The sequence below is a fragment of the Aliiruegeria sabulilitoris genome, from assembly GCF_001558155.1.
Lineage (GTDB): Bacteria > Pseudomonadota > Alphaproteobacteria > Rhodobacterales > Rhodobacteraceae > Tropicimonas > Tropicimonas sabulilitoris.
Genome location: NZ_LOAS01000027.1, coordinates 17,175 through 38,398, shown reverse-complemented (window position 1 = coordinate 38,398; position 21,224 = coordinate 17,175). Strand labels below are relative to the sequence as shown.

At 63.2% G+C, this 21,224-nt stretch carries 20 protein-coding genes and 1 riboswitch; of the genes, 11 read left to right on the top strand and 9 right to left on the bottom strand.

Features of this window, described 5'->3' with window-relative positions:
• Nucleotides 1–84: 84 nt before the first annotated feature.
• From AX756_RS19990 to pdxR, 3 genes are all read right to left on the bottom strand, one after another.
• On the bottom strand, nucleotides 85–1,095 hold the full coding sequence (locus tag AX756_RS19990; protein ID WP_068316097.1) for an ABC transporter substrate-binding protein: 1,011 nt from the start codon (nucleotides 1,093–1,095) through the stop codon (nucleotides 85–87).
• A 204-nt stretch (nucleotides 1,096–1,299) separates the two neighbouring features.
• Nucleotides 1,300–2,193 (bottom strand): DMT family transporter, encoded by an 894-nt coding sequence (locus AX756_RS19985; protein ID WP_068316094.1) that lies wholly within the window; start codon nucleotides 2,191–2,193, stop codon nucleotides 1,300–1,302.
• Between the two features lie 76 nt (nucleotides 2,194–2,269).
• A riboswitch (FMN riboswitch) is annotated at nucleotides 2,270–2,414 on the bottom strand.
• Nucleotides 2,415–2,495: 81 nt separating this feature from the next.
• Entirely contained in the window at nucleotides 2,496–3,917 is a 1,422-nt protein-coding gene (gene pdxR / locus AX756_RS19980) for a MocR-like pyridoxine biosynthesis transcription factor PdxR (protein ID WP_068316090.1), read from the bottom strand.
• Nucleotides 3,918–3,997: 80 nt separating this feature from the next.
• Between pdxR and AX756_RS19975 the strand changes: the two genes are divergently transcribed.
• Complete coding sequence (locus AX756_RS19975) at nucleotides 3,998–4,657, top strand: pyridoxamine 5'-phosphate oxidase family protein (protein ID WP_068316088.1); 660 nt, start codon at nucleotides 3,998–4,000, stop codon at nucleotides 4,655–4,657.
• Nucleotides 4,658–4,713: 56 nt separating this feature from the next.
• Here the strand turns inward: AX756_RS19975 and AX756_RS19970 are convergent, their stop codons facing one another.
• On the bottom strand, nucleotides 4,714–5,163 hold the full coding sequence (locus AX756_RS19970) for an SRPBCC family protein (protein ID WP_068316085.1): 450 nt from the start codon (nucleotides 5,161–5,163) through the stop codon (nucleotides 4,714–4,716).
• A 42-nt stretch (nucleotides 5,164–5,205) separates the two neighbouring features.
• Complete coding sequence (gene nudC, locus AX756_RS19965; protein ID WP_068316082.1) at nucleotides 5,206–6,174, bottom strand: NAD(+) diphosphatase; 969 nt, start codon at nucleotides 6,172–6,174, stop codon at nucleotides 5,206–5,208.
• Between the two features lie 331 nt (nucleotides 6,175–6,505).
• Here nudC and AX756_RS19960 point away from each other — a divergent pair, with 331 nt between their 5' ends.
• Nucleotides 6,506–8,485, top strand: a complete 1,980-nt coding sequence (locus AX756_RS19960; RefSeq protein WP_068316079.1) for a bifunctional 2',3'-cyclic-nucleotide 2'-phosphodiesterase/3'-nucleotidase — start codon at nucleotides 6,506–6,508, stop codon at nucleotides 8,483–8,485.
• 217 nt (nucleotides 8,486–8,702) lie between these two features.
• On the opposite strand, the gene AX756_RS19955 is transcribed toward AX756_RS19960, so the two are convergent.
• Nucleotides 8,703–9,143, bottom strand: a complete 441-nt coding sequence (locus AX756_RS19955) for a YybH family protein (protein ID WP_163886988.1) — start codon at nucleotides 9,141–9,143, stop codon at nucleotides 8,703–8,705.
• Nucleotides 9,144–9,242: 99 nt separating this feature from the next.
• The gene (locus AX756_RS19950; protein ID WP_068316071.1) at nucleotides 9,243–10,079 is read right to left on the bottom strand and encodes a prephenate dehydratase; all 837 of its coding nucleotides are present in this window, start codon (nucleotides 10,077–10,079) and stop codon (nucleotides 9,243–9,245) included.
• Between the two features lie 124 nt (nucleotides 10,080–10,203).
• Here AX756_RS19950 and AX756_RS19945 point away from each other — a divergent pair, with 124 nt between their 5' ends.
• From AX756_RS19945 to AX756_RS19910, 8 genes are all read left to right on the top strand, one after another.
• Entirely contained in the window at nucleotides 10,204–10,731 is a 528-nt protein-coding gene (locus tag AX756_RS19945; protein WP_068316068.1) for a c-type cytochrome, read from the top strand.
• Between the two features lie 161 nt (nucleotides 10,732–10,892).
• Nucleotides 10,893–11,369 (top strand): Tse2 family ADP-ribosyltransferase toxin, encoded by a 477-nt coding sequence (locus AX756_RS19940; protein WP_068316064.1) that lies wholly within the window; start codon nucleotides 10,893–10,895, stop codon nucleotides 11,367–11,369.
• A gap of 20 nt (nucleotides 11,370–11,389) precedes the next feature.
• The gene (locus AX756_RS19935) at nucleotides 11,390–11,626 is read left to right on the top strand and encodes a hypothetical protein (RefSeq protein ID WP_068316061.1); all 237 of its coding nucleotides are present in this window, start codon (nucleotides 11,390–11,392) and stop codon (nucleotides 11,624–11,626) included.
• A 108-nt stretch (nucleotides 11,627–11,734) separates the two neighbouring features.
• Nucleotides 11,735–13,615: an extracellular solute-binding protein gene (locus AX756_RS19930; RefSeq protein WP_156461577.1), complete on the top strand. Its 1,881-nt coding sequence runs from the start codon at nucleotides 11,735–11,737 to the stop codon at nucleotides 13,613–13,615.
• A 24-nt stretch (nucleotides 13,616–13,639) separates the two neighbouring features.
• Nucleotides 13,640–14,794 carry a microcin C ABC transporter permease YejB gene (locus tag AX756_RS19925; RefSeq protein WP_068316057.1) on the top strand — a complete coding sequence of 385 codons (1,155 nt, stop codon included), beginning with the start codon at nucleotides 13,640–13,642 and terminating at the stop codon, nucleotides 14,792–14,794.
• A 1-nt stretch (nucleotide 14,795) separates the two neighbouring features.
• Nucleotides 14,796–15,962 (top strand): ABC transporter permease, encoded by a 1,167-nt coding sequence (locus AX756_RS19920; RefSeq protein ID WP_068316054.1) that lies wholly within the window; start codon nucleotides 14,796–14,798, stop codon nucleotides 15,960–15,962.
• Nucleotides 15,959–17,581 (top strand): ABC transporter ATP-binding protein, encoded by a 1,623-nt coding sequence (locus AX756_RS19915; RefSeq protein ID WP_068316051.1) that lies wholly within the window; start codon nucleotides 15,959–15,961, stop codon nucleotides 17,579–17,581. The genes AX756_RS19920 and AX756_RS19915 overlap by 4 nt, the downstream gene beginning before the upstream one ends.
• A 101-nt stretch (nucleotides 17,582–17,682) precedes the next feature.
• Nucleotides 17,683–18,069, top strand: a complete 387-nt coding sequence (locus AX756_RS19910; protein ID WP_068316048.1) for an acyl-CoA thioesterase — start codon at nucleotides 17,683–17,685, stop codon at nucleotides 18,067–18,069.
• A gap of 12 nt (nucleotides 18,070–18,081) precedes the next feature.
• Here the strand turns inward: AX756_RS19910 and hemN are convergent, their stop codons facing one another.
• Nucleotides 18,082–19,437 (bottom strand): oxygen-independent coproporphyrinogen III oxidase, encoded by a 1,356-nt coding sequence (gene hemN, locus AX756_RS19905; protein WP_068316047.1) that lies wholly within the window; start codon nucleotides 19,435–19,437, stop codon nucleotides 18,082–18,084.
• Between the two features lie 78 nt (nucleotides 19,438–19,515).
• Here hemN and fnrL point away from each other — a divergent pair, with 78 nt between their 5' ends.
• Nucleotides 19,516–20,247, top strand: coding sequence for a transcriptional regulator FnrL (gene fnrL, locus AX756_RS19900; protein ID WP_269432966.1), 732 nt, complete (start codon nucleotides 19,516–19,518; stop codon nucleotides 20,245–20,247).
• A gap of 99 nt (nucleotides 20,248–20,346) precedes the next feature.
• Here the strand turns inward: fnrL and AX756_RS19895 are convergent, their stop codons facing one another.
• Nucleotides 20,347–21,183 carry a universal stress protein gene (locus tag AX756_RS19895; protein WP_068316041.1) on the bottom strand — a complete coding sequence of 279 codons (837 nt, stop codon included), beginning with the start codon at nucleotides 21,181–21,183 and terminating at the stop codon, nucleotides 20,347–20,349.
• Between the last annotated feature and the right edge of the window lie 41 nt (nucleotides 21,184–21,224).

Genomic DNA, 21,224 nt, shown 5'->3' with positions numbered 1-21,224 from the left:
ACTCATGCTTCTCATTGGTCTGGATACGCCCGCCGGAGGCATGAAAGTAATGGCGCGCCCGTTGGTTGGGCGCGCCAGATAGGCTCATTTCAGCGCGAAGAGCCCTTCGGGAAGGAAGGCAGCGTCAAAATAGAGCGACGCGTCGGGGGCATTCTGGAACTCGTAATTCTTGGCCAGCTGCTCGATGCCCGCGGCCATGCGCGCCTCGTCGATGCCGCCAAAGCCGTTCTCCATGACGTAGTCGGTCAGGACATTGGCCTCCAGGCACAGCTCCAGGCGGCGCTGTTCGAGCGCCTCGTCGGCGGCCGGGTTGCGCGCGATCACGGCCTTCGCGCCCATGGCCGGGTCTGCGGCCACGTCTTTCCAGCCGGCTGCGACAGCGGCGAGGAAGCCCTTCACCGTCTCGGCGTTCTCCTTGGCGTAGTCCGTGTTGACGATGATCGCGTTGCCGTAAAGCTCCAGCCCGTGATCGGCCATCAGGATGGTCGAGATATCGGCCTCTTCGACGCCAAGGCGCACGAGGTTGAGATAGGACGAGAAGGAGAAGCCGGTGACGGCCGCGACCTTGCCTTCGGCCAGCATCGGCTCGCGGGTCGGGAAGCCGACGGGCTCGACGGTGACCTTGCTGGTGTCGATGCCGGCGGCTTCGGCAAAGGCCGGGAACTGCGCCCATGCGCCATCGGGGGGCGGTGCGCCCAGCACCTTGCCTTCGAGGTCCTTCGGCGCCTCGACGCCGAGCGACTTGCGCCCGACAATGGCGAAAGGCGGCTTGTCATAGATCATCATGACCGCGGTCACCGGCGCGCCGGGGTTCTGGTCGAGGAACTTGATCAGCGAGTTGATATCGGCAAAGCCAACCGGATAGGCACCCGTGGCGACCTTCGGAATCGCGTCCAGCGAGCCCTGGCCGGCGGTGACTTCGACGTCGAGCCCGGCTGCTTCGAAATGGCCGTTGTCGATGGCGGCGAAGTAGGCGGCCGATGGCCCCTCGAATTTCCAGTCGAGGGCAAAGGGCATCTTGATGGTCTCGGCATTGGCAATGCCGGCCGTCAGTGAAACGGCGAGAGAAATGGCTGTAATGGTGCGGTGGAACACGCGCGTCCTCCTTGGTTCAATTTCTGAGCGGAGCCTGCGTGGTTTCGCTCAGACTGGGGAGGCGGCAGCCGGGAAAGCCCGGGACAACAGGTGCCGCCCCGGGAATATGTACAAGAAATGAGCGTAAATGCAAAAAATCCGGGCAGATCGCGCAGTTTTCTGTCCGGATTTCTTGACCGCTTGGTTGATTCTCTGCCGCTCGGATCAGGCGGCGCGACGCTGGCCCCCGCTTTCCTGAGACAGCAACCAGGAGGATGCCCCGATGATCAGCGCGGCGCCGATCCAGAGGCTGCCCTGCGGGTAGAAGCCGAAGACGGCAACGCCGAGGACGACGTTGAAGAGCAGCTTCACGTTGTCGAAAGGCTGCAGATAGGCGGCGTCCGCGAGGCTGTAGGCGCGGGCGATCGCGTATTGGGCCAGCGCGGTCAGAAGCCCGGTGCAGATCAGCAGCAGGCCCGAAGGCCCGACATCGAGCGAGAGCCCGCCATCCCAGGCAACCAGCGCGTTGATCGGTGTCAGCAACAACAGCAGGTAGACGGTCAGCGACTCCGGGGATTCGGTATCGGTGAGCTTCTTGGTGACCAGCGACGAGCTCGCCCAGAGCGCGGCTGCGGCCACTGGCAACAGGGCGTATGGCGTAAAGGCGTCAGACCAGGGCGCCAGGATCAACATGCCGCCGCCAAAACCGACGGCAACGGCGGCCCAACGCTGAAGCGTTGTTTCCTCGGCGAGAAAATGGGTTGCGCCGAGGGTGACGAACATGGGCGAGAGCATGATCAGCGCGATGGCCTGCCAGATCGGCACATGGGCGAGACCCGCGGCCCAGAGTTGCACGCCCGCGACGGCAAAACCGACACGCAGCAGGTGCAGGCCGAGCGATTTGGTCCGCATGGCCTTGATGCCGTTGGACCACAGCCAGGGAAGTGAGAAGAGCAGCGCGATCAGGTATTGCCAGAAGGTCAGCTTGGTCGATGGGAGGCCATGCACCATCGCGCCGTATTGGAGCAGTGTATTGACGGCGGCGAATAGCGCGCCGGCGGATATCATGAAGAAAGCGCCGGCGGCAGCCGGGCCGAGGGATGCAATAATGCGAGTCATGCCGTTGTCCTTTCCTGTACGTGCACGACTCAAGGCAGACAGGACAACGTCGCCGCCCCCGCGAGGGTCGGCGTTTGTCCGTTCTCTTTCATCCGGACTTTAACCGTCGGCTCCGGAGTTGCACCGGATCTGCTGACCCTCCCCAAGGGGAGGCGCTCGCGGGCTTGCGGAGGGAACCGCTTACCGCCGGTGGGGAGTTCCACCCCGCCCTGAGAACGACGCGGCCCAATCGACCGCGGCGCGACCATAGGGGCGGTCTCCGAAAAACACAATCTCCGCCGAATACGCCTCCGTGTCGCGGCTCAGGAGCGCAGCGCGCGCGTCATTTCCCATACCCCGTTGCGGATCGTGTCGTCGTCGAAACCCGCGAATCCGAGCACCAGTCCCTGCTGTGTCGGCGTGTCGGCAAAGAAGGCTGAGAGCGGGCGCACATGCAGGCCAGCCGCCCGGCAGTGCCGCGCGGCCTCCGCGTCATTCATGCGGGCCAGAAGGGCGGGGCGCAGGCGGGCGACGAGGTGCATGCCGGAGGGTTCCTCCGAGGCCGAGAGCAGGTCGGGGCAGTCGTTTGCCATGGCATCCAGAAGGACCTTTTGCCGATGGGCATACAGGCGGCGCATCCGGCGCAGGTGGGTGGCGAAATGCCCGTCCCGCAGGAAGCGGGCGAGCACGGGTTGGGCCAGAATGCTCGCCCGTGTGCCACGCCGTTCGATCCGGGCCTGCAATTGCGGGCCGAGCGCGGCGGGCACGGCGAGATAAGCGAGGCGGATCCCCTGGAACATCACCTTGGAAAAGCTGCCCGCATAGATCACGCAGCCGGTCTCATCGAGGCTCATCATCGCCGGCAGGGGCTGGCCGCGATAGCGATACTCGCCGTCATAGTCATCCTCCAGGATCCACCCGCCCGATTTGGCTGCCCATTGCAGAAGGCGCAGGCGTCTTGCGAGCGGCAGGGTCATTCCGAGGGGGAATTGCCGGGACGGGGTGACGGCGATTGCCCGCAGGCCGGGAGTGAGGTGCGCGGGATCGAGTCCCTCCGTGTCGACCGGCTGCGGGTAAACTTGCAAGCCGCAATCGGAGAACGCGGCGCGCAGGGGGGCGTGGCCCGGCTCTTCCATCCCGACACGGTCGCCGGTGGACAGCACGGTTTCCGAGATCAGGGCGACCGCCTCGCCAAGCCCCGAGGTGATGACGATCTGGGAAGGGGTGCATTGGATGCCACGCCAGTCGCGCAGGTGCTGCGCGATGGCCGCGCGCAGCGGCCACCAGCCGAGTGGGTCGGGCCGGCTCATCAGCGCGGGATCGGGCGCGCGCCAGACCTGATCCAACAACTTCGCCCATTGCCGATGCGGAAAACTGGCAGTGTCCGGCGCGCCGGTGTCGAAGGGGCGCGGGGCGTGCGACGGCGGAGGAGCTTCCTCGGGCGCGGTTTCCAGTGGCGGGCGGGGTAGGGCGGACAGCTCCGGGGCGACGAACATCCCCGCCCCGCGTTGCCCGACCAGGTAGCCTTCGCTAACGAGCTGGTCGTAAGCCGTCACGACGGTGATCCGGGAGACGGACAATTCCTCGGCCAACCCCCGGCTTGGCGGCAGGCGGTCACCGGATTCCAGCTGGCCGGATTGCACAAGCCGGCGGATTGCATCGCAGAGCTGAGCCTGCAGCGGTGTCGCGAGGTTTCGATCCAGCGAAACAGAGAGCCAGGATGTCTCAGAATTGGACTTATTCATTTTTCGTATTTTGGATATTTTTCAGATCCAAACCAAGGGCTATTTCATCCTGAAAACGATACAGGATCAGGATCACGACCATGCCACGGGATGACATCCAGCAACCCACCGAGCGCAGCCGCCTGCGCCGCACGCATGAAAGGGGCGCCTATGATGCGGCCTCGCTTTATGCCGTTCTCGATGCCAACCCGATCTGCACCATCGGCTACGTGATCGATGGCAGGCCCTTTGCCACGCCCACGATCCAGTGGCGGGAGGGCAACCATGTCTATTGGCACGGGTCCTCGGCCAGCCGGATGCTGAAGAAGACGCTGGGCCACGAGGTCTGCCTGACGGTGACGTGCCTCGATGGATGGGTGCTGGGGCGGTCTGCCATGCACCATTCGGTGAATTTCCGCTCCGCCATGCTCTTCGGCACCGCCTTCAAGGTGGAAGACCCGGAGACCAAGACGGCGCGGCTCAAGGAGATGGTGGACGGCTTCTTTCCCGGCCGCTGGGACATGCTGCGCCCGATGACCGAGCAGGAGCTCAAGGCAACGGCCGTGTTCGGCATGGAGATCGACGAGGGTGCGGCCAAGGTCCGCTCCGGTCCGCCGGTCGATGACGAGGAGGATTACGCCCTGCCGATCTGGGCCGGCGTGATCCCGACGCGGACGGAATACCTGCCGCCGGAGCCCGATCCGCGCAATCTCGACGGGGTCGAGATGCCGGACCATGTGGGCGCGTTCGGGAAAGGCTGACCTGATGGAATCATGGGCCAGCGCCTTGCCGCTGGCCCATGTCAGGCTGGCCCTCGTCAGGCAGCGGCGATCTGCTTGACGTATTTCCCCACCTGTTTCTTGAAGCGATTGTCGAGCTTGCCCTTGGCCAGCTTCGCCGTCTGAACCATGACCCGCGAAGCAAGCGTCGTGGGCTTGACCTCAAGGCCGATCATCACGCGGGTCACGTTTTGCGACAGCGCCACCAGTTCGACGGTCAACACGGTGTCCAGCCCGCCGACATGGCCGGTGAATTCCAGAGTGTTCGGCGGCTCGCAGCCCGTCACCTCGGTCTCCAGCATACGTCGGGCGCCGCGAAAATCGAAGCCAAGGGTCCATCCGGCGCCAAGTCCGGCCTGATCATCGGCCTTGCGTGCAACCTCTATGCCGTTTCGCAGCGCACGGCGCTCGAAGCTGCGAAAATCGGTAACGGTCTCCCAAACGCTGTCGATGGGGGCGGAGATGTCTTCTCGGGTCGAAAACTTCATCTGTAAACCTGTCCAATCTCGCTATGCAGGAATGTCTTTTCGTCAATCGAGCCGATCCGCAAGCCAGTTTTCCAGCAGGAACCGCGCGATGGCGCCACGGCGGGCGCCCCAGATGCTCGGATGCTCGCCGGCCATGATCGACAGCATCTCTTCGCGGCTGATCCAGCGGGCATCCTCGATCTCCTTCGGATCGATCTGGATTTCGTCGGTCACCGCTTCGCCCCGGCAGCCCAGCATCAGGGATGCGGGAAAGGGCCATGGCTGGGAGGCGAGGTAGCTGACGGTGCCGACGCGCACGCCGGCCTCCTCGAACACCTCGCGCCGCACGGCGGCCTCGATCGTCTCTCCCGGTTCGATAAAACCGGCCAGCAGGGAATACATGCCTTCGGGCCAGGCCGGGGAACGCCCCATCAGGACCGAATTGCCATGGGTGATGAGCATGATCACCACCGGGTCCGTGCGCGGGAAATGTTGTGCGCCGCAAGCGGGGCAATTGCGCTGCCAACCGGCCTGTGCCGGCGCACTTTTCTCGCCGCAACGCGCGCAGAAGGGGTGCGTGCGGTGCCATTCCAGCAAGCCGCGCGCGGCGGCGGCAAGCTCGGCATCCTTGGGCGAAAGGTGGATCATCGACTGGCGCAGCTCGGCGAAGCGGGCGTCGTCTTCGGCACCGGGATAGCGCTGTTCGGACTGATCCACGAAACTGTCGAGTGTCGAGAGATCCTGCTCCTCGGGCGTCCAGGCCGCGATGTCGGCCACGAACCAAGCTTCGCTGTCGTGAAAGCCAAGGAAGAACGGGGGCTCCTTCATATGCGCCAGCATTGGGTGGCCGGGGGCGACGGGGGCCAGTTCCAGCGTTTCCTCGCCGCGCAGATGGGGCTTGGCGCGCCACATGGGCAGAATGCGGGCCTCTGGTGCGGCAACCAGTTCCGCCAGCTTCGCGTCATCGCCCCGGATCTCCGCCGACCGGTCGAGCCCGCCGCCGCCGAAAGTCACCGTCTCCGCCAGCTTCATCCCTGCCTCCGTATTCACTGCTATGCCCGGCTCTTGGCATGTCGGATCGGCCAAGGCAATCGCCCCGTCGGCGGAAGCGGGGATGGGGAGGGCCGGGGGCACCTTCACGACGTCGCGCCATCCGAAGACAGACCGGGTTTCGGGCGGCGGCCCGCGCGTGCTATGTTCCCCGCAGGGAGCTTCGGTTTCGGATGCGGGGAGGCATCTCATTACAAGCCAGACGATTTCGGGGCTTCGAAACTGGTTTAAGTCGCGTTTCCCGTCAGGGGTCATCTTGGTGTGATCTGACGGGCCTATTCCGCGACATGACATTTACCGAAAAGGTGCGCCCATGGCTCAAAAACCTTCTTTCCAGATCTCCCGCCGCGGCTTCATTGCAACCGGCATGGCCGGGGCCTCGATGATCGCTCTGCACCCCTATTCGGCCCGCGCGGCCGGCAACCAGGCGCATCTGCGGATCATGGAGACCACGGACCTGCACGTCCACGTGTTCCCCTATGACTATTATTCGGACAAGCCGCGCGACACGGTGGGCCTGTCGCGCACGGCGTCGCTGATCAACGAGGTTCGGGCCGAGGCCACCAACTCGATGCTGCTCGACAATGGTGACTTCCTGCAGGGCAACCCGATGGGCGATTACATCGCCTATGAGCGCGGCATGAAGGAAGGCGACACGCACCCGGTGATCACCGCGATGAATACCGTGGGCTTCGATGCCTCGACGCTGGGCAATCACGAGTTCAATTACGGCCTCGATTTCCTGATGAAATCGCTGGCCGGGGCCGATTTCCCGGTGGTGTCCGCCAACGTCGTCAAGGAAATGGGCGCCGATCCGACCAAGGACGTGACGCTGCTGAAGCCCTACGTGATCCTCGACCGCGAGGTGACGCTTGGTGACGGCACCACGGCGCCGATCAAGGTTGGCGTCATCGGCTTCGTGCCGCCGCAGATCATGAACTGGGATCGTCGCCATCTGGAAGGCAATGTGCAGGCGCGCGATATCGTTCAGGCGGCGCAGGCCTACGTTCCGCAGATGCGGGAGGAGGGCGCCGATATCATCGTCGCGCTCTCGCATTCCGGTATCGGTTCGGCCGAGCATACCGAGGGCATGGAGAACGCCTCCGTTCCCGTCGCGGCCGTTGACGGCATCGATGCGGTTATGGCCGGTCACCATCACCTCGTCTTCCCCTCGCCGGCCTATGCCGACTTGCCGGCCGTGGATGTCCAGGCCGGTTCGATCCATGGCAAGCCCGCCGTGATGGCCGGCTTCTGGGGCTCGCATATGGGCCTGATCGACCTGATGCTGGAGCGCGACGGAAATGCTTGGAAAGTGGTGAATTTCACCAGCGAGGCGCGTCCGATCGCCAAGCGCAACGAGGATCGCTCCTATACGGCCCTGGCCGAAGACGATGCCGCCGTGCTGGCATCCGTTCAGAAGGAGCATGACGAGACGCTGGCCTATGTGCGCCGCGCCGTGGGCAAGACCGACGCCCCGCTGCATTCCTATTTCGCGCTGGTTGCCGACGATCCCTCCGTGCAGATCGTCTCCATCGCGCAGCGCTGGTATGTGGAGCAGATGCTTGCGGGCACCGAGTATGCGGCCCTGCCGCTTCTGTCCGCTGCCGCGCCCTTCAAGGCCGGCGGTCGGGGCGGTCCGGAATACTACACGGATGTCGCCGTGGGCGACGTCGCGATCAAGAACGTGGCAGACCTCTATCTCTATCCCAACACCGTGCGTGCGGTGAAGGTGACCGGCGCCGAACTCAAGGGGTGGCTGGAGCGTTCGGCGGGCATGTTCAACCAGGTCGAGCCGGGCGCCCAGGATGCGATCCTGCTCAACCCGGACTTCCCGTCGTACAATTTCGACGTGATCGACGGGGTCGAGTACCAGATCGATCTGTCGCAGCCCTCTCGTTTTGGCCCAAAGGGCGAGGAACTGAACCCGGAGGCCAGCCGGATCGTCAACCTCACCTATAACGGCGCGCCGATTGCCGATGACGCGGAGTTTGTCATTGCCACCAACAACTACCGTGCTTCCGGTGGCGGAGATTTCCCGGGCGCCAAGGGCGATACGATCATCCTCGAAGCGCCGGATACCAACCGCGACGTGATCGTGCGTTATATCGTCGAACAGGGCACGATCAGCCCGACGGCTGATGCGAACTGGTCCTTTGCGCCGATGGCCGGCACGACGGTGATCTTTGAGACCGGCCCGACGGCTTCTGAGCATCTCGACGACGTGAAGGGCGTGAAGATCGAGGCCGCGGGCGACGGTGCGGACGGCTTCGCGGCCTATCGTATCACGCTCTGAATGCACGAAAAGGACTCGCTGTTCGCGTGCTCTTGAAGATGACGTTGAAACTGCGGGCCAGCATCAAGTTCCCGTTGCTGGCCTGCCTCCCCGCGCCCCCCCAGACGCAAATCCAGTGAGGATTTCTCGGAAGTCCGTGCTGGTTGGTTGCGCGGCGCCCCCTCCCGGAGATTGCGTTCCGCAGCGCCGCGTCAACCGTGCCTGCATTCCGCGTGAGTCATTCCGCATTCATGCTGAAAGCATCGCGATAGATGCGCCACGTGCCATCCTCTTGACGACGGAAGATCGTCAGGAATTTCCCTTCGACCGCGTTGTTCACGGTAAAGGTTCCGCGCGAATAGGCGTAGTCGCCCAGGATCATGACTTCCTCGGCCTTGATCTCCATGGACGCCGGTGCGTTGGCAAAACGCTCGGGCGTTCCGGGTGCGAAAGTGGCGAAATCCACGGCGGGGACGCCAGGCGGCATGCGAATGCCCTCCTTGTCCCACAGGTTCAGCCATGACTCCGCGTCTCCGGCAACACGCGCCGCGCTGTAGCTCGACCAGATGTCAAGGATCGCCGCCTCGTCAGCCGCCATATCTGCGGCCGCCGTCACGGGAATGGCGCAGGCAAGCGCAATAGCTCCCGCAGCTAGAATTCGGATGGTTCCTGGTCCCATGATGTGCCTCCATTCAACAAAAAACGGGCACATGAATTATAACCGAACCGGGACCATTCCGCTTTGACGTGTTTCAAGCCAGCGACAAGTGGTCGACGCTCAGGGTCGCTGCGGATCCGCCGGGTAGACGCCGAGAATATCCAGCCGGTCGGTGAAATACTCGAGCTCTTCGAGCGCGAGTTGCACCGAGCGGTCATCCGGATGGCCTTGGATATCGGCGTAGAACTGCGTGGCGGAGAAGGAGCCGTCGACCATGTAGCTTTCCAGCTTGGTCATGTTGACGCCATTGGTGGCAAAGCCGCCCATCGCCTTGTAGAGCGCGGCCGGGATGTTGCGGACGCGGAAGACGAAGGTCGTCATCATCGAAGCACCGCGGCGCTCCATGTTCGGTTCGCGCGACATGATGAGGAAACGGGTCGTGTTGTGGTCGCGGTCCTCGATATGGCGGGCCAGGATGTTGAGGCCATAGGTCTCCGCGGCAAGGTCCGAGGCCAGCGCGCCCACGTTCCTCAGCCCGTGCTTGGCAATGTCGGCCGCGGCTCCCGCGCTGTCGGCGGCGGCCTCACCGCGAATTCCAAGCTGGTTGAGGAAGCCCCGCGATTGCGGCAGCAGAACCAGATGCGCGCGGACAAGCTCGATCTCGTCCAGATGCACGCCCGGAAGCGCCATCAGCGAGATGTGCACCCGCACGAATGCCTCGTCCACGATATGCAGGCCGCTCTCGGGCAGCAGGCGGTGGATGTCGGCAACCCGCCCATAGGTCGTGTTCTCCACCGGCAGCATGGCCAGTTCGGCGGCGCCGGATTGCACGGCTTCGATCGTTTCGTCGAAGCTGTGGCAGGGCAGGGGCTCGTAGCCGGGCCGGGCATCGTGGCAGGCCTGGTGGGAATAGGCGCCAAGCTCTCCCTGGAACGCGATACGGGGACGGTCTGTCATTGTTTTTTCGCCGACATATTCAAGATGATGCGACTTTTTGGCGGGTCGCTGGGCAAAGTTCAACTTGCACCATAGGGGTGGAAACATGATAGATGCGCGAAACGTTCATTTTACGGGATGCGACATGTTCGACACGATGACCCTTACAAAGACCGTCGGCGCCGTTTGTGGTTCGCTGCTGGTATTCCTCCTTGCCGGTTGGGCGGCCGGTGGCCTCTATAGCACGGGGGGCGGCGGTCACGGCGACGAGCATGCCCAGGCCTATGTAATCGACACTGGCGAAGGTGGTGGCGCTGCCGAAGAAGAAGCCGCACCGGTTGATTTCGCGACGCTGATGGCCAGTGCGGACGTGGCCGATGGCGCCAAGCTTTTCAAGAAGTGCCAAGCCTGCCACAAGCTCGAAGATGGCGCCAATGCCACCGGCCCGACCCTCTACCAGGTCGTGAACCGCCCGGTGCAGGCAGTCGACAGCTTCGGTGGCTATTCGGGCGCTCTTGCCGAAGTTGCCGATGTCTGGACGCCGGAAAACCTCAACGGCTTCCTCGAGAACCCGAAGAGCTATGCCCCCGGCAACAAGATGTCCTTTGCTGGTTTCAAGAAACCCGAGGATCGCGCCAATATCATCGCCTTCCTGGAGAATCCCGAAGGCTGATCCGGCAAGACGCCGCGACAGGAATTTGCAGCCCTCCGGAAGCGCGCTTCCGGGGGGCTGTTTCCTTTCCGGCTGTCTGTCTTGTAGCGGCAATGTAGCGACGTTGACCGGTCGGGCTTGCACTGTGTAGCCTTTGACGTGTCACGGCGGAGGGACAACAGGTGGCTCGGACGCATAACGACCTGTTCAGGGCGATCATCGACGGTACTTTCATGGCCGATCTCGAACCGGCCACGGAAAGAACGGTTCTTGGTGTTCTCTATCCGCGATGCGAGGCGGAAACCCATATCGACCGCCGTGGACGGGAATGGACCCGCCGTGCGGAGATGACCGTCTACTGTATCGACCAGGACTGCATGGCCGACACCGATGGCGGAACGGTCCTGTTCGATGTCGCGGGGTGGTACGGTCACGTCGGCTGGCAGTATTTTGAGGTTCCCGAGGGAACCGAACTGCCCGATTGCCTTGTCATCGAAACGACAGGAGGGGTCAGGCGCAATCGGAGCGGGGCCTTGCAGGGCAAGCTCCACATGATCGTTCCGCGCAACCGGATGACGCTTCAGGCCTATCGGGCTGCGCTTGACGGGTTGGCCCGAAATGCGATTGTCCGCCAGATCCAGCTCGCGGCGAGCGGCTGAAGCGGAAGGAAAAGCGGAAGATGGCGGAAGTCGGCGGTTGGGCCCTCGTGATGGCCATACAGGCGGTGCAGAGCGAAATCATCCGGTTGCGCCGGCTGGAGGAGGACGCGGTTGTCTCCGGCGACGAGCTTCTGCTGGTGGATTTCGAACGCGCGGCCGAGGAACTCGAAGCGGCATATGCGGAGGCCGTCCGTTTGCAGCCGAATCTGCCCCCCTATCCGCAGTTGGTGAACCGGCGCGGTCCCGGCCGCTTCTGAGCCCTCGCGCGCGATCACGAGCGTTCACGCAATCTCGCCTTGTTCCTTTCGGGCCTGCTCTCTAGCTTGTGGCCGATGGATATTGTCAGACGCGCGAAGGATTTCCCGATGACGCTACTGCCTGCGCTTGGATCGCTTCGGATGGGAGCCTGCTCCCTTCTCTCCGCTGTTTCCCTCTTGGCCGCTTCGAGTTTTGCCAATGCCGCGCCGGAGGGCTGGATCTCGTCGCACGGGATCTCGACCTTTCCGGGAGAGCTGAAATACCAGGCGGGTTTCCCGCATCTCGACTACGTCAACCCGGACGCGCCCAAGGGCGGGGAGATGTCGGTCTGGGCCTTTGGCGGGTATGATTCGATGAACCCCTACACGATCAAGGGTCGGGGCGAGCGGCTGGCCGCGGCCCCCTACGAGACCTTGCTCGAAGGGGTGGCCGACGAGATCGGCTCAGATTACGGGCTTCTGGCCGAGACCATCGAATATCCCGAGGACCGCAGCGAAGTGATCTTTACCCTGCGCGAGCAGGTCCGCTTTTCCGACGGCTCGCCGCTGACGGCCGAGGATGTTCTGTTTTCCTATGAGCTCTTCCGCGAGAAGGGCCTGCCGAGTTTCCGCGCGGTTCTGAGCCAGCAGGTCGAAAGTGCCGAGGTGCTGGACGACCGCCGCATCCGATTTGTCTTCCCCGAGGACCAGCCCAAGCGGGACCTGATCCAGACGGTGGGCGGGCTGCCGGTCTTTTCCAAGGCGCATTACGAGGCCAACGGGCTGGATCTGGAAGAGAACTCCATGACGCCGTTCCTTGGCTCTGGTCCTTACGTCCCCGACCAGCTCGATGTCGGCAAGCGCGCGGTCTACAAGCGCAACCCCGATTACTGGGGCAAGGACCTGCCGCAAAATATCGGACGGCACAATTTCGATTCCATTCGGCTGGAATATTTCGGCGACTACGTTGCCGCCTTCGAGGGCTTCAAGGCAGGGGCGTACCATTTCCGCAACGAGGCCAGCTCAAAGACATGGGCTACGAGCTATGATTTTCCGGCGCTCGCGAATGGCGATGTGATCAAGGCGGAGTTGCATGACGGCACGATTGCCACTGGACAGAGCTTCGTGATGAACATGCGCCGGCCGCAGTTCCAGGACCCGAAGGTGCGCGAGGCCATCGGGCTGATGTTCAATTTCGAGTGGTCGAACGAGCAACTCTTCTATGGCCTCTACGAGCGGGTCAACTCCTTCTGGGAGAACTCGGACCTGGCCGCGACCGGTCTGCCGTCGGAGGCGGAACGCGCGCTGCTGGAGCCGCTCAAGGACAAGTTGCCCGAAGGCGTGCTCGACCAGGAGCCGCCGATGGCGCCGGTGTCCGGGCCGCGCCAGCTTGATCGCGGAAACCTGCGCAAGGCACTTGCCCTGCTGGACGAGGCGGGCTGGGAAGTCGGTCCTGACGGGATGCGTTCCAAGGACGGCAAGACGCTGAAGGTCGAGTTCCTCAACGACAGCCAGACCTTCGACCGGGTCATCAACCCCTATGTCGAGAACCTGCGCCGCGCCGGCATCGATGCCGTTCACAGCCGCGTCGATCAGGCCGAGGCCACGAACCGCGAGCGTTCCTATGACTTCGACATCGTGACCGATCAGTTCCCGATGGGATATATCCCGGGTGCCGGGCTGAAGCAGTATTTCGGCTCCGAGACGGCGGACACGAGTGTTTTCAACGCGATGGGCCTGAAGTCGGAAGCCGTGGACGCGCTGATCGAGCATATCATCGCCGCCGAGACCCAGGAGGATATGGAGACCGGCGTGCGTGCGCTCGACCGGGTGCTGCGTGCCTACCGTTTCTGGGTGCCGCAATGGTACAAGGACAAGCACACGGTCGCCTATTTCGACATGTACGAACACCCCGATCCATTGCCGCCCTATGCGCTCGGCAATCTGGATTTCTGGTGGTATAACGCCGAAAAGGCCGAAAAGCTGAAGGCAGCCGGCGTGCTGCGATAACAACGGGCAGGTAAGAGCACCTCCATGGGCGCCTATATTCTCCGGCGATTGCTGCTGATCATTCCGACTCTGTTCGGAATCATGCTGATCAATTTCACCCTGACGCAGTTCGTGCCCGGCGGGCCGATCGAACAGATCATTGCCCAGGTTCAGGGCGAAGGCGACGTGTTCGAAGGCATTGCCGGGGGCGCGGACGCTGGAAGCGGTGCGGGCGAAGGCTCCGACGACCGTTATCTTGGCGCGCGCGGCTTGCCGCAGGATTTCCTCGACGAGCTGGAAGTCGATATGGGCTTTGCCCGAGTGGTCTGTGCGGAGGGGTTCGAGGGCACGCCCACTCTGGACGATCCCCTGTGCGAGAAGGAGACCATCGGCATTGTCGAACGTTTCGGCATCCTGATGGGCAATTACCTGCGGTTCGATTTCGGCGAGAGCTATTTCCGCTCGATCTCGGTGGTCGATCTCGTGATCGAGAAGATGCCGGTCTCGATCACGCTCGGCCTCTGGTCGACGCTGATCGCCTATATCGTCTCGATCCCGCTGGGCATTCGCAAGGCGGTGAAGGACGGCTCGCCCTTCGATACCTGGACCTCCGGTTTCATCATCGTTGCTTATGCGATCCCAGGGTTCCTGTTCGCCATCCTGCTTCTGGTGCTCTTCGCGGGTGGCTCCTATTGGCAGATCTTCCCGCTGCGCGGGCTGGTCTCGGACGGGTTCGACCAGATGACGACATTGGAGAAGATCGGGGACTATTTCTGGCACATCACGCTGCCGGTGCTGGCCTCGACTATTTCCAGCTTTGCGACGCTCACGCTGCTGACCAAGAATTCCTTCCTCGACGAGATCAAGAAGCAATACGTGATCACGGCCAAGGCGAAGGGGCTGTCGGAGAGCCGTGTGCTCTATGGCCACGTGTTCCGCAACGCGATGCTGATCGTGATCGCGGGATTTCCGGCCGCGTTCCTGTCGGTGTTTTTCGGGGCCTCGATCATCATCGAGACGATCTTCTCGCTCGACGGTTTGGGGCGGCTCGGCTTCGAGGCGGCGGTGGCGCGGGACTACCCGGTGGTCTTCGGTACGCTCTACGTGTTCGGGCTGATCGGGCTGCTGGTCGGGATCCTGTCGGACATGATGTATGTGCTCGTCGATCCGCGGATCGATTTCGAGAGCCGGCAGGTGTGACATGAGCAATCAAGCCATCTCCCGCGCCGAGGCCGCCGAACCGAAACGGGGCTTCTTCAGCCTGTCGCCGCTCAACCAGCGCCGCTGGCGGAACTTCAAGCGCAATCGGCGGGCCTATTGGTCGCTGATCATCTTCTCGGTGATCTTCGTGGCCTCGCTCTTTGCCGAGTTCATCGCCAATGACAAACCGATGCTGGTGAGCTATCGCGGCGAGCTGCATTTCCCGATCCAGAAATTCTACCCGGAGACGGCTTTTGGCGGCGATTTCCCGACCGAGGCAGTTTATCGCGATGTCGAGGTGCAATGCCTGATCGTGACGGGCGGCATCGTCGACTGTTTCGACGCGCCAGAAGAGATCATTGCCCAGGTCGAGGGCGGGGCGACGGAGGTGAATGGCGAGGAGGTAGTCAAGGGCTGGATGCTCTGGCCGCCGGTGCCCTACAGCTACAACACGCCCAACACGCTCGGCCAGCCGGCCCCGTCACCGCCCGATTCCGAGCATTGGCTGGGAACGGATGACGCGACGCGGGACGTGCTGGCGCGGGTGATCTACGGCTTCCGGCTGTCGATCCTGTTCACGCTGATCGTCACGGTGACCTCGTCGATCATCGGCATCATCGCGGGCGCGGTTCAGGGCTATTTCGGCGGCTGGATCGACCTCGTGTTCCAACGCTTCATCGAGATCTGGGTGAGCACGCCCTCGCTCTACATCATCATCATCATGTTCGCGATATTGGGACGAAGTTTCTGGCTGCTTGTCTTCCTCACGGTGCTGTTCGGTTGGCCCGCGCTGGTGGGCGTGGTGCGGGCGGAGTTCCTGCGGGCGCGCAACCTCGAATATGTGCGTGCGGCCAAGGCGCTCGGCGTGTCCAACTGGAAGATCATGTTCCGCCACATGCTGCCCAACGCGATGGTGGCGACGCTGACAATGCTGCCCTTCATCGTCACGGCGACCATCGGCACGCTGGCCTCGCTCGATTTCCTTGGCTTCGGCCTGCCATCCTCGGCGCCGTCGCTGGGCGAGTTGACGCTTCAGGCGAAGCAGAACCTTCAGGCGCCCTGGCTTGGCTTCACGGCGTTCTTCGTTTTCGCAATCATGCTCTCGCTGTTGGTCTTCATCTTTGAAGGTGTGCGGGATGCGTTCGATCCGAGGAAGACCTTCCAATGAGTTTCGGAAAGAGCATCCTCAAGGTTCGCGATCTCAAGGTCTCCTTTCGGCAGGACGGGCGCGACATGCCCGCCGTCAAGGGCGTTTCCTTCGAGGTGGGCGAAGGAGAGACCGTGGCGATCGTGGGGGAATCCGGTTCCGGAAAATCGGTGACCGCGCTCTCCACCGTGTCTCTGCTTGGCGAGAACGCGACCATCACCGGTTCCATCGATTACAAGGGCAAGCAGATGGTGGGCGCCTCCGAGACGGAGCTAATGGAGGTTCGCGGGAACGATGTCAGCTTCATCTTCCAGGAGCCGATGACTTCGCTGAACCCGCTGCACACGCTGGAGCGGCAGTTGGTGGAATCGATCACGCTGCACCAGGGGCTTACGGGCGATGCGGCGCGGGCGCGGGTTCTCGAGCTGCTGCACAAGGTGGGGATACGCGACCCGGAGAGCCGGCTTGGCGCCTATCCGCACCAGCTTTCGGGCGGGCAGCGGCAGCGCGTGATGATTGCCATGGCGCTGGCGAACGGTCCGGAGCTACTGATTGCGGATGAGCCGACCACGGCGCTCGATGTGACGATCCAGGCGCAGATCCTCGAGCTGTTGGCGGAGCTGAAGCGAACCGAGCAGATGAGCCTGCTCTTCATCACCCATGACCTCGGGATCGTGCGCAAGATCGCCGACCGGGTCTGTGTGATGAAGGATGGCGAGATCGTCGAGACCGGGCCGACAGCAGAGATTTTCGCCAATCCGCGGCATGACTACACCAGAACGCTTCTGGAGGCAGAGCCGAAGGGCGTGATGGCGCCGGTGGAGGGCGATCCGGAAGTGGTGGTCTCGACCGATGCGTTGCGGATCTGGTTCCCGATCCAGCGGGGTTTCCTGCGCAAGACCGTGGGGCATGTGAAGGCCGTCAACGACGCAACGCTATCGGTCCGGGCAGGCGAGACGCTTGGCATCGTGGGCGAGAGTGGCTCGGGAAAGACCACGCTTGCGCTGGCCATCATGCGACTGATTGCGAGCGAAGGCCCTGTCGTTTTCATGGGCGAGAATGTGCAGGGGCGGCCGCAGCGCAGCCTGCGCGACCTGCGCCGGCATATGCAGATCGTGTTCCAGGACCCCTATGGCAGCCTCAGCCCGCGGATGACGGTGGAGCAGATCATTGCCGAGGGGCTGGGTGTGCATCGCATCGACCGCCAGCGGTCGAAACGGGAAATGGTGGCGGATATCATGGAGGAGGTCGGGCTCGACCCGGCAATGATGCATCGCTACCCGCACGAGTTTTCTGGCGGGCAACGGCAGCGGGTCGCCATCGCACGGGCGATGATCCTGGAGCCACGGCTGGTGGTGCTGGACGAGCCGACCTCGGCGCTGGACATGACGGTTCAGGTACAGATCGTGGAGCTGCTGCGGCGGCTGCAGAAGAAGCACGGGTTGGCCTATCTGTTCATCAGCCACGATCTGCGCGTGGTTCGGGCGCTGTCGCACAAGGTGATCGTCATGAAGCAGGGCGATATCGTCGAGAGCGGCACCGCGCAGGATATCTTCCATGCACCGAAAACCGACTACACGCGGGAGTTGATCGCGGCGGCGTTCAACCTTGGCGAGGCGACGGGGAACGTCTCCGCATGAGCGGAGTGACGGCAAACCTCGTGTTCTATGGGATTGGCGTGATCGGGGTCGTTCGGGCGCGTGCCCACAAGCCCCGTTAAGCTGTGAGGACAGGAGGATACATGACCGAAACCGAGGAGCCCCATGGCGAGCTGGCCTTGCGAACGCTGGCCATGCCGGCCGATGTGAATGTGAGCGGCGATATCTTCGGTGGCTGGGTGCTGGCGCAGATGGATATCGCGGCGGGCATGGCGGCCGGGCAGCGGGCACAGGGGCGCGTGGCCACGATCGCCGTCGATGCAATGAAATTCATCCGGCCGGTCCGTGTGGGCGATGTGCTCTGCATCTATACCCATATCGCGCGGGTCGGGACCAGCTCGATGGGGGTCGCCATCGAGGCCTGGGTGCTGCGCGACAGGATTGGCGCGCGCGAGAAGGTGACGGAGGCGGTCTTCACCTTCGTGGCAATCGATGAAGAGGGCAAGACGCGCCCGGTTCCGGTCGAGTAGCGCGGGGCGCGATCAGATCGCCGAGCTATGCCCGGTCTTCGCCATTTCATAGGCGTCGAAGGCCTTGGCGATCATGCGGGTGAGGGGGCGGCCCTCGGGCGGGATCTCCAAACCGCGCGCATCCACTGTGACGAACTGGCCGAACTGCGCCTTGGCTGCGGCGAAGAGCGACGTTATGAAATCCGGTCGGGCACCGAAATCGCGTTCGATCTCGGCCCGGTCAATACGGAAATCGCACATCAGGGTTTCGATCATCCGGGCACGGATCAGGTCCTCGCCGGCAAAGACATGGCCGCGCCCCGTGGCAAAGCGGCCTTCGCGGATCGCCTTGGTGTAGTCGCTCGTGCCAGAGATGTTTTGCGCGTAGCCCTGCGGGAAACGCGAGATGGCGGAGGCGCCGAGGCCGATGAGCGCCGGGGCCGGGTCGACCGTGTAGCCCTGGAAATTGCGACGAAGGGTGCCGTCGCGTGCGGCGACGGCCATGGAATCGTCCCTGGCGGCGAAATGGTCGATGCCGATCTCGTCATAACCATCCCAAAGGAACAGGCGGCGGGCGGTTTCGAACAGGTGCAGCCGTTCCTCGGGGGTCGGCAGGGCGTCCGCGGGAATCATCGTCTGGCGGCGCGCCATCCAGGGCACATGGGCATAGCCATAGAGCGCGACCCGGTCTGGCGAGAGCGAGAGCAGCTTCTGCACCGAGTCGGTGATCCTGGCGCGCGACTGGTTCGGCAGGCCGTAGAGGATGTCGGTGTTGAGGCTCGTCACACCGCGCGCGCGGATGCCGTCGACTGCCGCCTGCGTCACCTCGAAGCTTTGCTCGCGGCCGATGATCTTCTGGATTTCCGGGTCGAAATCCTGAACCCCGATCGAGGCGCGGGTCATGCCGGCGGCGGCCAGCGCATCGAGGCGCGCCTCGTCGATCTCGTTGGGATCGATCTCGACGGAGAACTCTCCGTGTTCGGCAAGCGGAATCGTGCGGAAGACCGAATCGGCCAGCTCCGTCATCATTTCCGGGGCCAGCAGCGTCGGCGTACCGCCACCCCAATGCAGGGCGGACAATTTGACGCCACTGGGCAAGGCGGCCGCAAGCAGGTCGATCTCGGCCTTCAGCGTTTCGAGATAGCCGGCAACCGGTGACAGGCTCGATGTCCCCTGCGTTCTGCAGGCGCAGAACCAACAGAGCCTTCTACAAAAGGGAATATGAATATAAAGTGACACGTCCGACTCGGGCGGCAAGGCTGCCACCCAGTCGGTAAAATGAGTCGAGTCCACGGCGTTGTTGAAATGCGGCGCGGTCGGATAGCTGGTATAGCGAGGGACCCGGGCGTCGAAGAGCCCGAGCTTCGCAAGTTGCGATACGGTTTCCATGGCCCTACATCTAGGGAAGGGGCGCCGGGAGGACTTTGATTGAAATCAAGTGCGCGCGCGCGAGTGGAAATGCAGGACATGGAACTTGGACATGTGGAATGCGCTGACTGCCCGATCCGACATCGGGCGGTTTGTTCGCGTTGCGAGACGGATGAGCTCGTCCTGCTGGAGGAAATCAAATATTACCGGACCTTCGAGGCCGGCCAGACAATTGCCTGGACCGGTGATAAGCTGGATTTCGTCGCGACCGTCGTAAGCGGCATCGCAACGCTGAGCCAGACGTTGGAGGATGGGCGCACGCAGATGGTGGGCCTTCTGCTTCCGTCGGATTTCATGGGCCGACCCGGGCGCGAGATGGCGACCTATGACGTGACCGCGACCACCGAGGTGGTGATGTGCTGTTTCCGCCGTCGTCCCTTCGAGGAACTGATGCGCACCACGCCGCATATCGCGCAACGCCTGCTGGAGATGACGCTGGACGAGTTGGACGCCGCGCGCGAATGGATGCTGCTTCTCGGACGCAAGACCGCACGCGAGAAAATCGCGTCACTGCTGGCGATCATCGCGCGCCGGGATGCCTCGCTGAACCTGTCGAAAGTTGGTGGCTCGCTGGAGTTCGACCTGCCGCTGACCCGCGAAGCGATGGCTGATTACCTCGGGCTGACACTGGAAACGGTGAGCCGGCAGGTCTCCGCGCTGAAACGCGAAGGTGTGATCGAGCTGGCCGGAAAGCGGCACATCTCGGTTCCCGATTTCGATCGGCTGATGCTGGAAACCGGCGACGATTGCGATGGTGGCATGCCGGTCTGAACGGGAATTCCTTCCTGACAAGACCTTCTTCTGACCCGACAAATCCCGGGGGAAGCGCTCGTCAGAGCGCGCGGGGGCGACGCCCCCATCTTTTCGGTGTCAATGGCTCATGAATACGGGGATCTTCGCCGCTTCCAGCATGTCGCGGGTCGCCCCGCCCATGATCGCCTCGCGGAACCGGGAATGCCCATAGGCGCCCATCACCAGAAGGTCTGCCTGCTGGTCGTCGCAATGGCGGGCGAGCACGTCGGCGGTGCGCGGCATCGTGCCGGCAATCACCGAGATTTCGGCGCGAACGCCATGGCGGGACAGCATTTGCGAAAGCATGCCGCCGGGGTCCGAGCGGTCCGGGCCGTGGCGCGGCGGGTCGATGATGACGATATTCGTCATGGCGGCCTGTTGCAGCAGCGGCAGGGCAGCACGGACGGCGTCCAACGCCTCGGCGCTCTGATTCCACGCCAGAACGACCTTCTCCGGCCGTTTCAGTTCGCATTGCCGCGGCAGTACCAGCACTGGCACATTGCCGGCAAAAAGCGCCGCTTCAAGCACGGCCTCCTCGGCAACGCCCTTGTCCTCGCCATAGGGCTTGGGAAGAATCACGAGGTCCGAGAACCTTGCGCGGTTCCCGACGATGGTCTGGACTGTTCCGATCTGCGCGAGGGCAGAATCGGTCGCCCACCGGCATTGGCGCCTTTCCATCTTTTCACGCAACGCAGTCTCGATTGCCTCGGCATCCTCACGGGCGCGTTCCAGAGTTGCCTGCTCGATCAGGGCATTGGTGCCGGCATAATAGTATCCCGGGGTCGAGTGATCGATTCCCAGGGCGAGGATCTCCAGGTGCGCATCCTGGGCCTGGGTGAGCGCGATGGCACCTTCCAGAGCAGAATCTTCCAGCGCGGGTGACGTAACGACGGTAAGAACAGACTTGTAGGCCATTGCGGAGCCTTTCCAGTTTCTACTTGCCGGAAGCATAGATT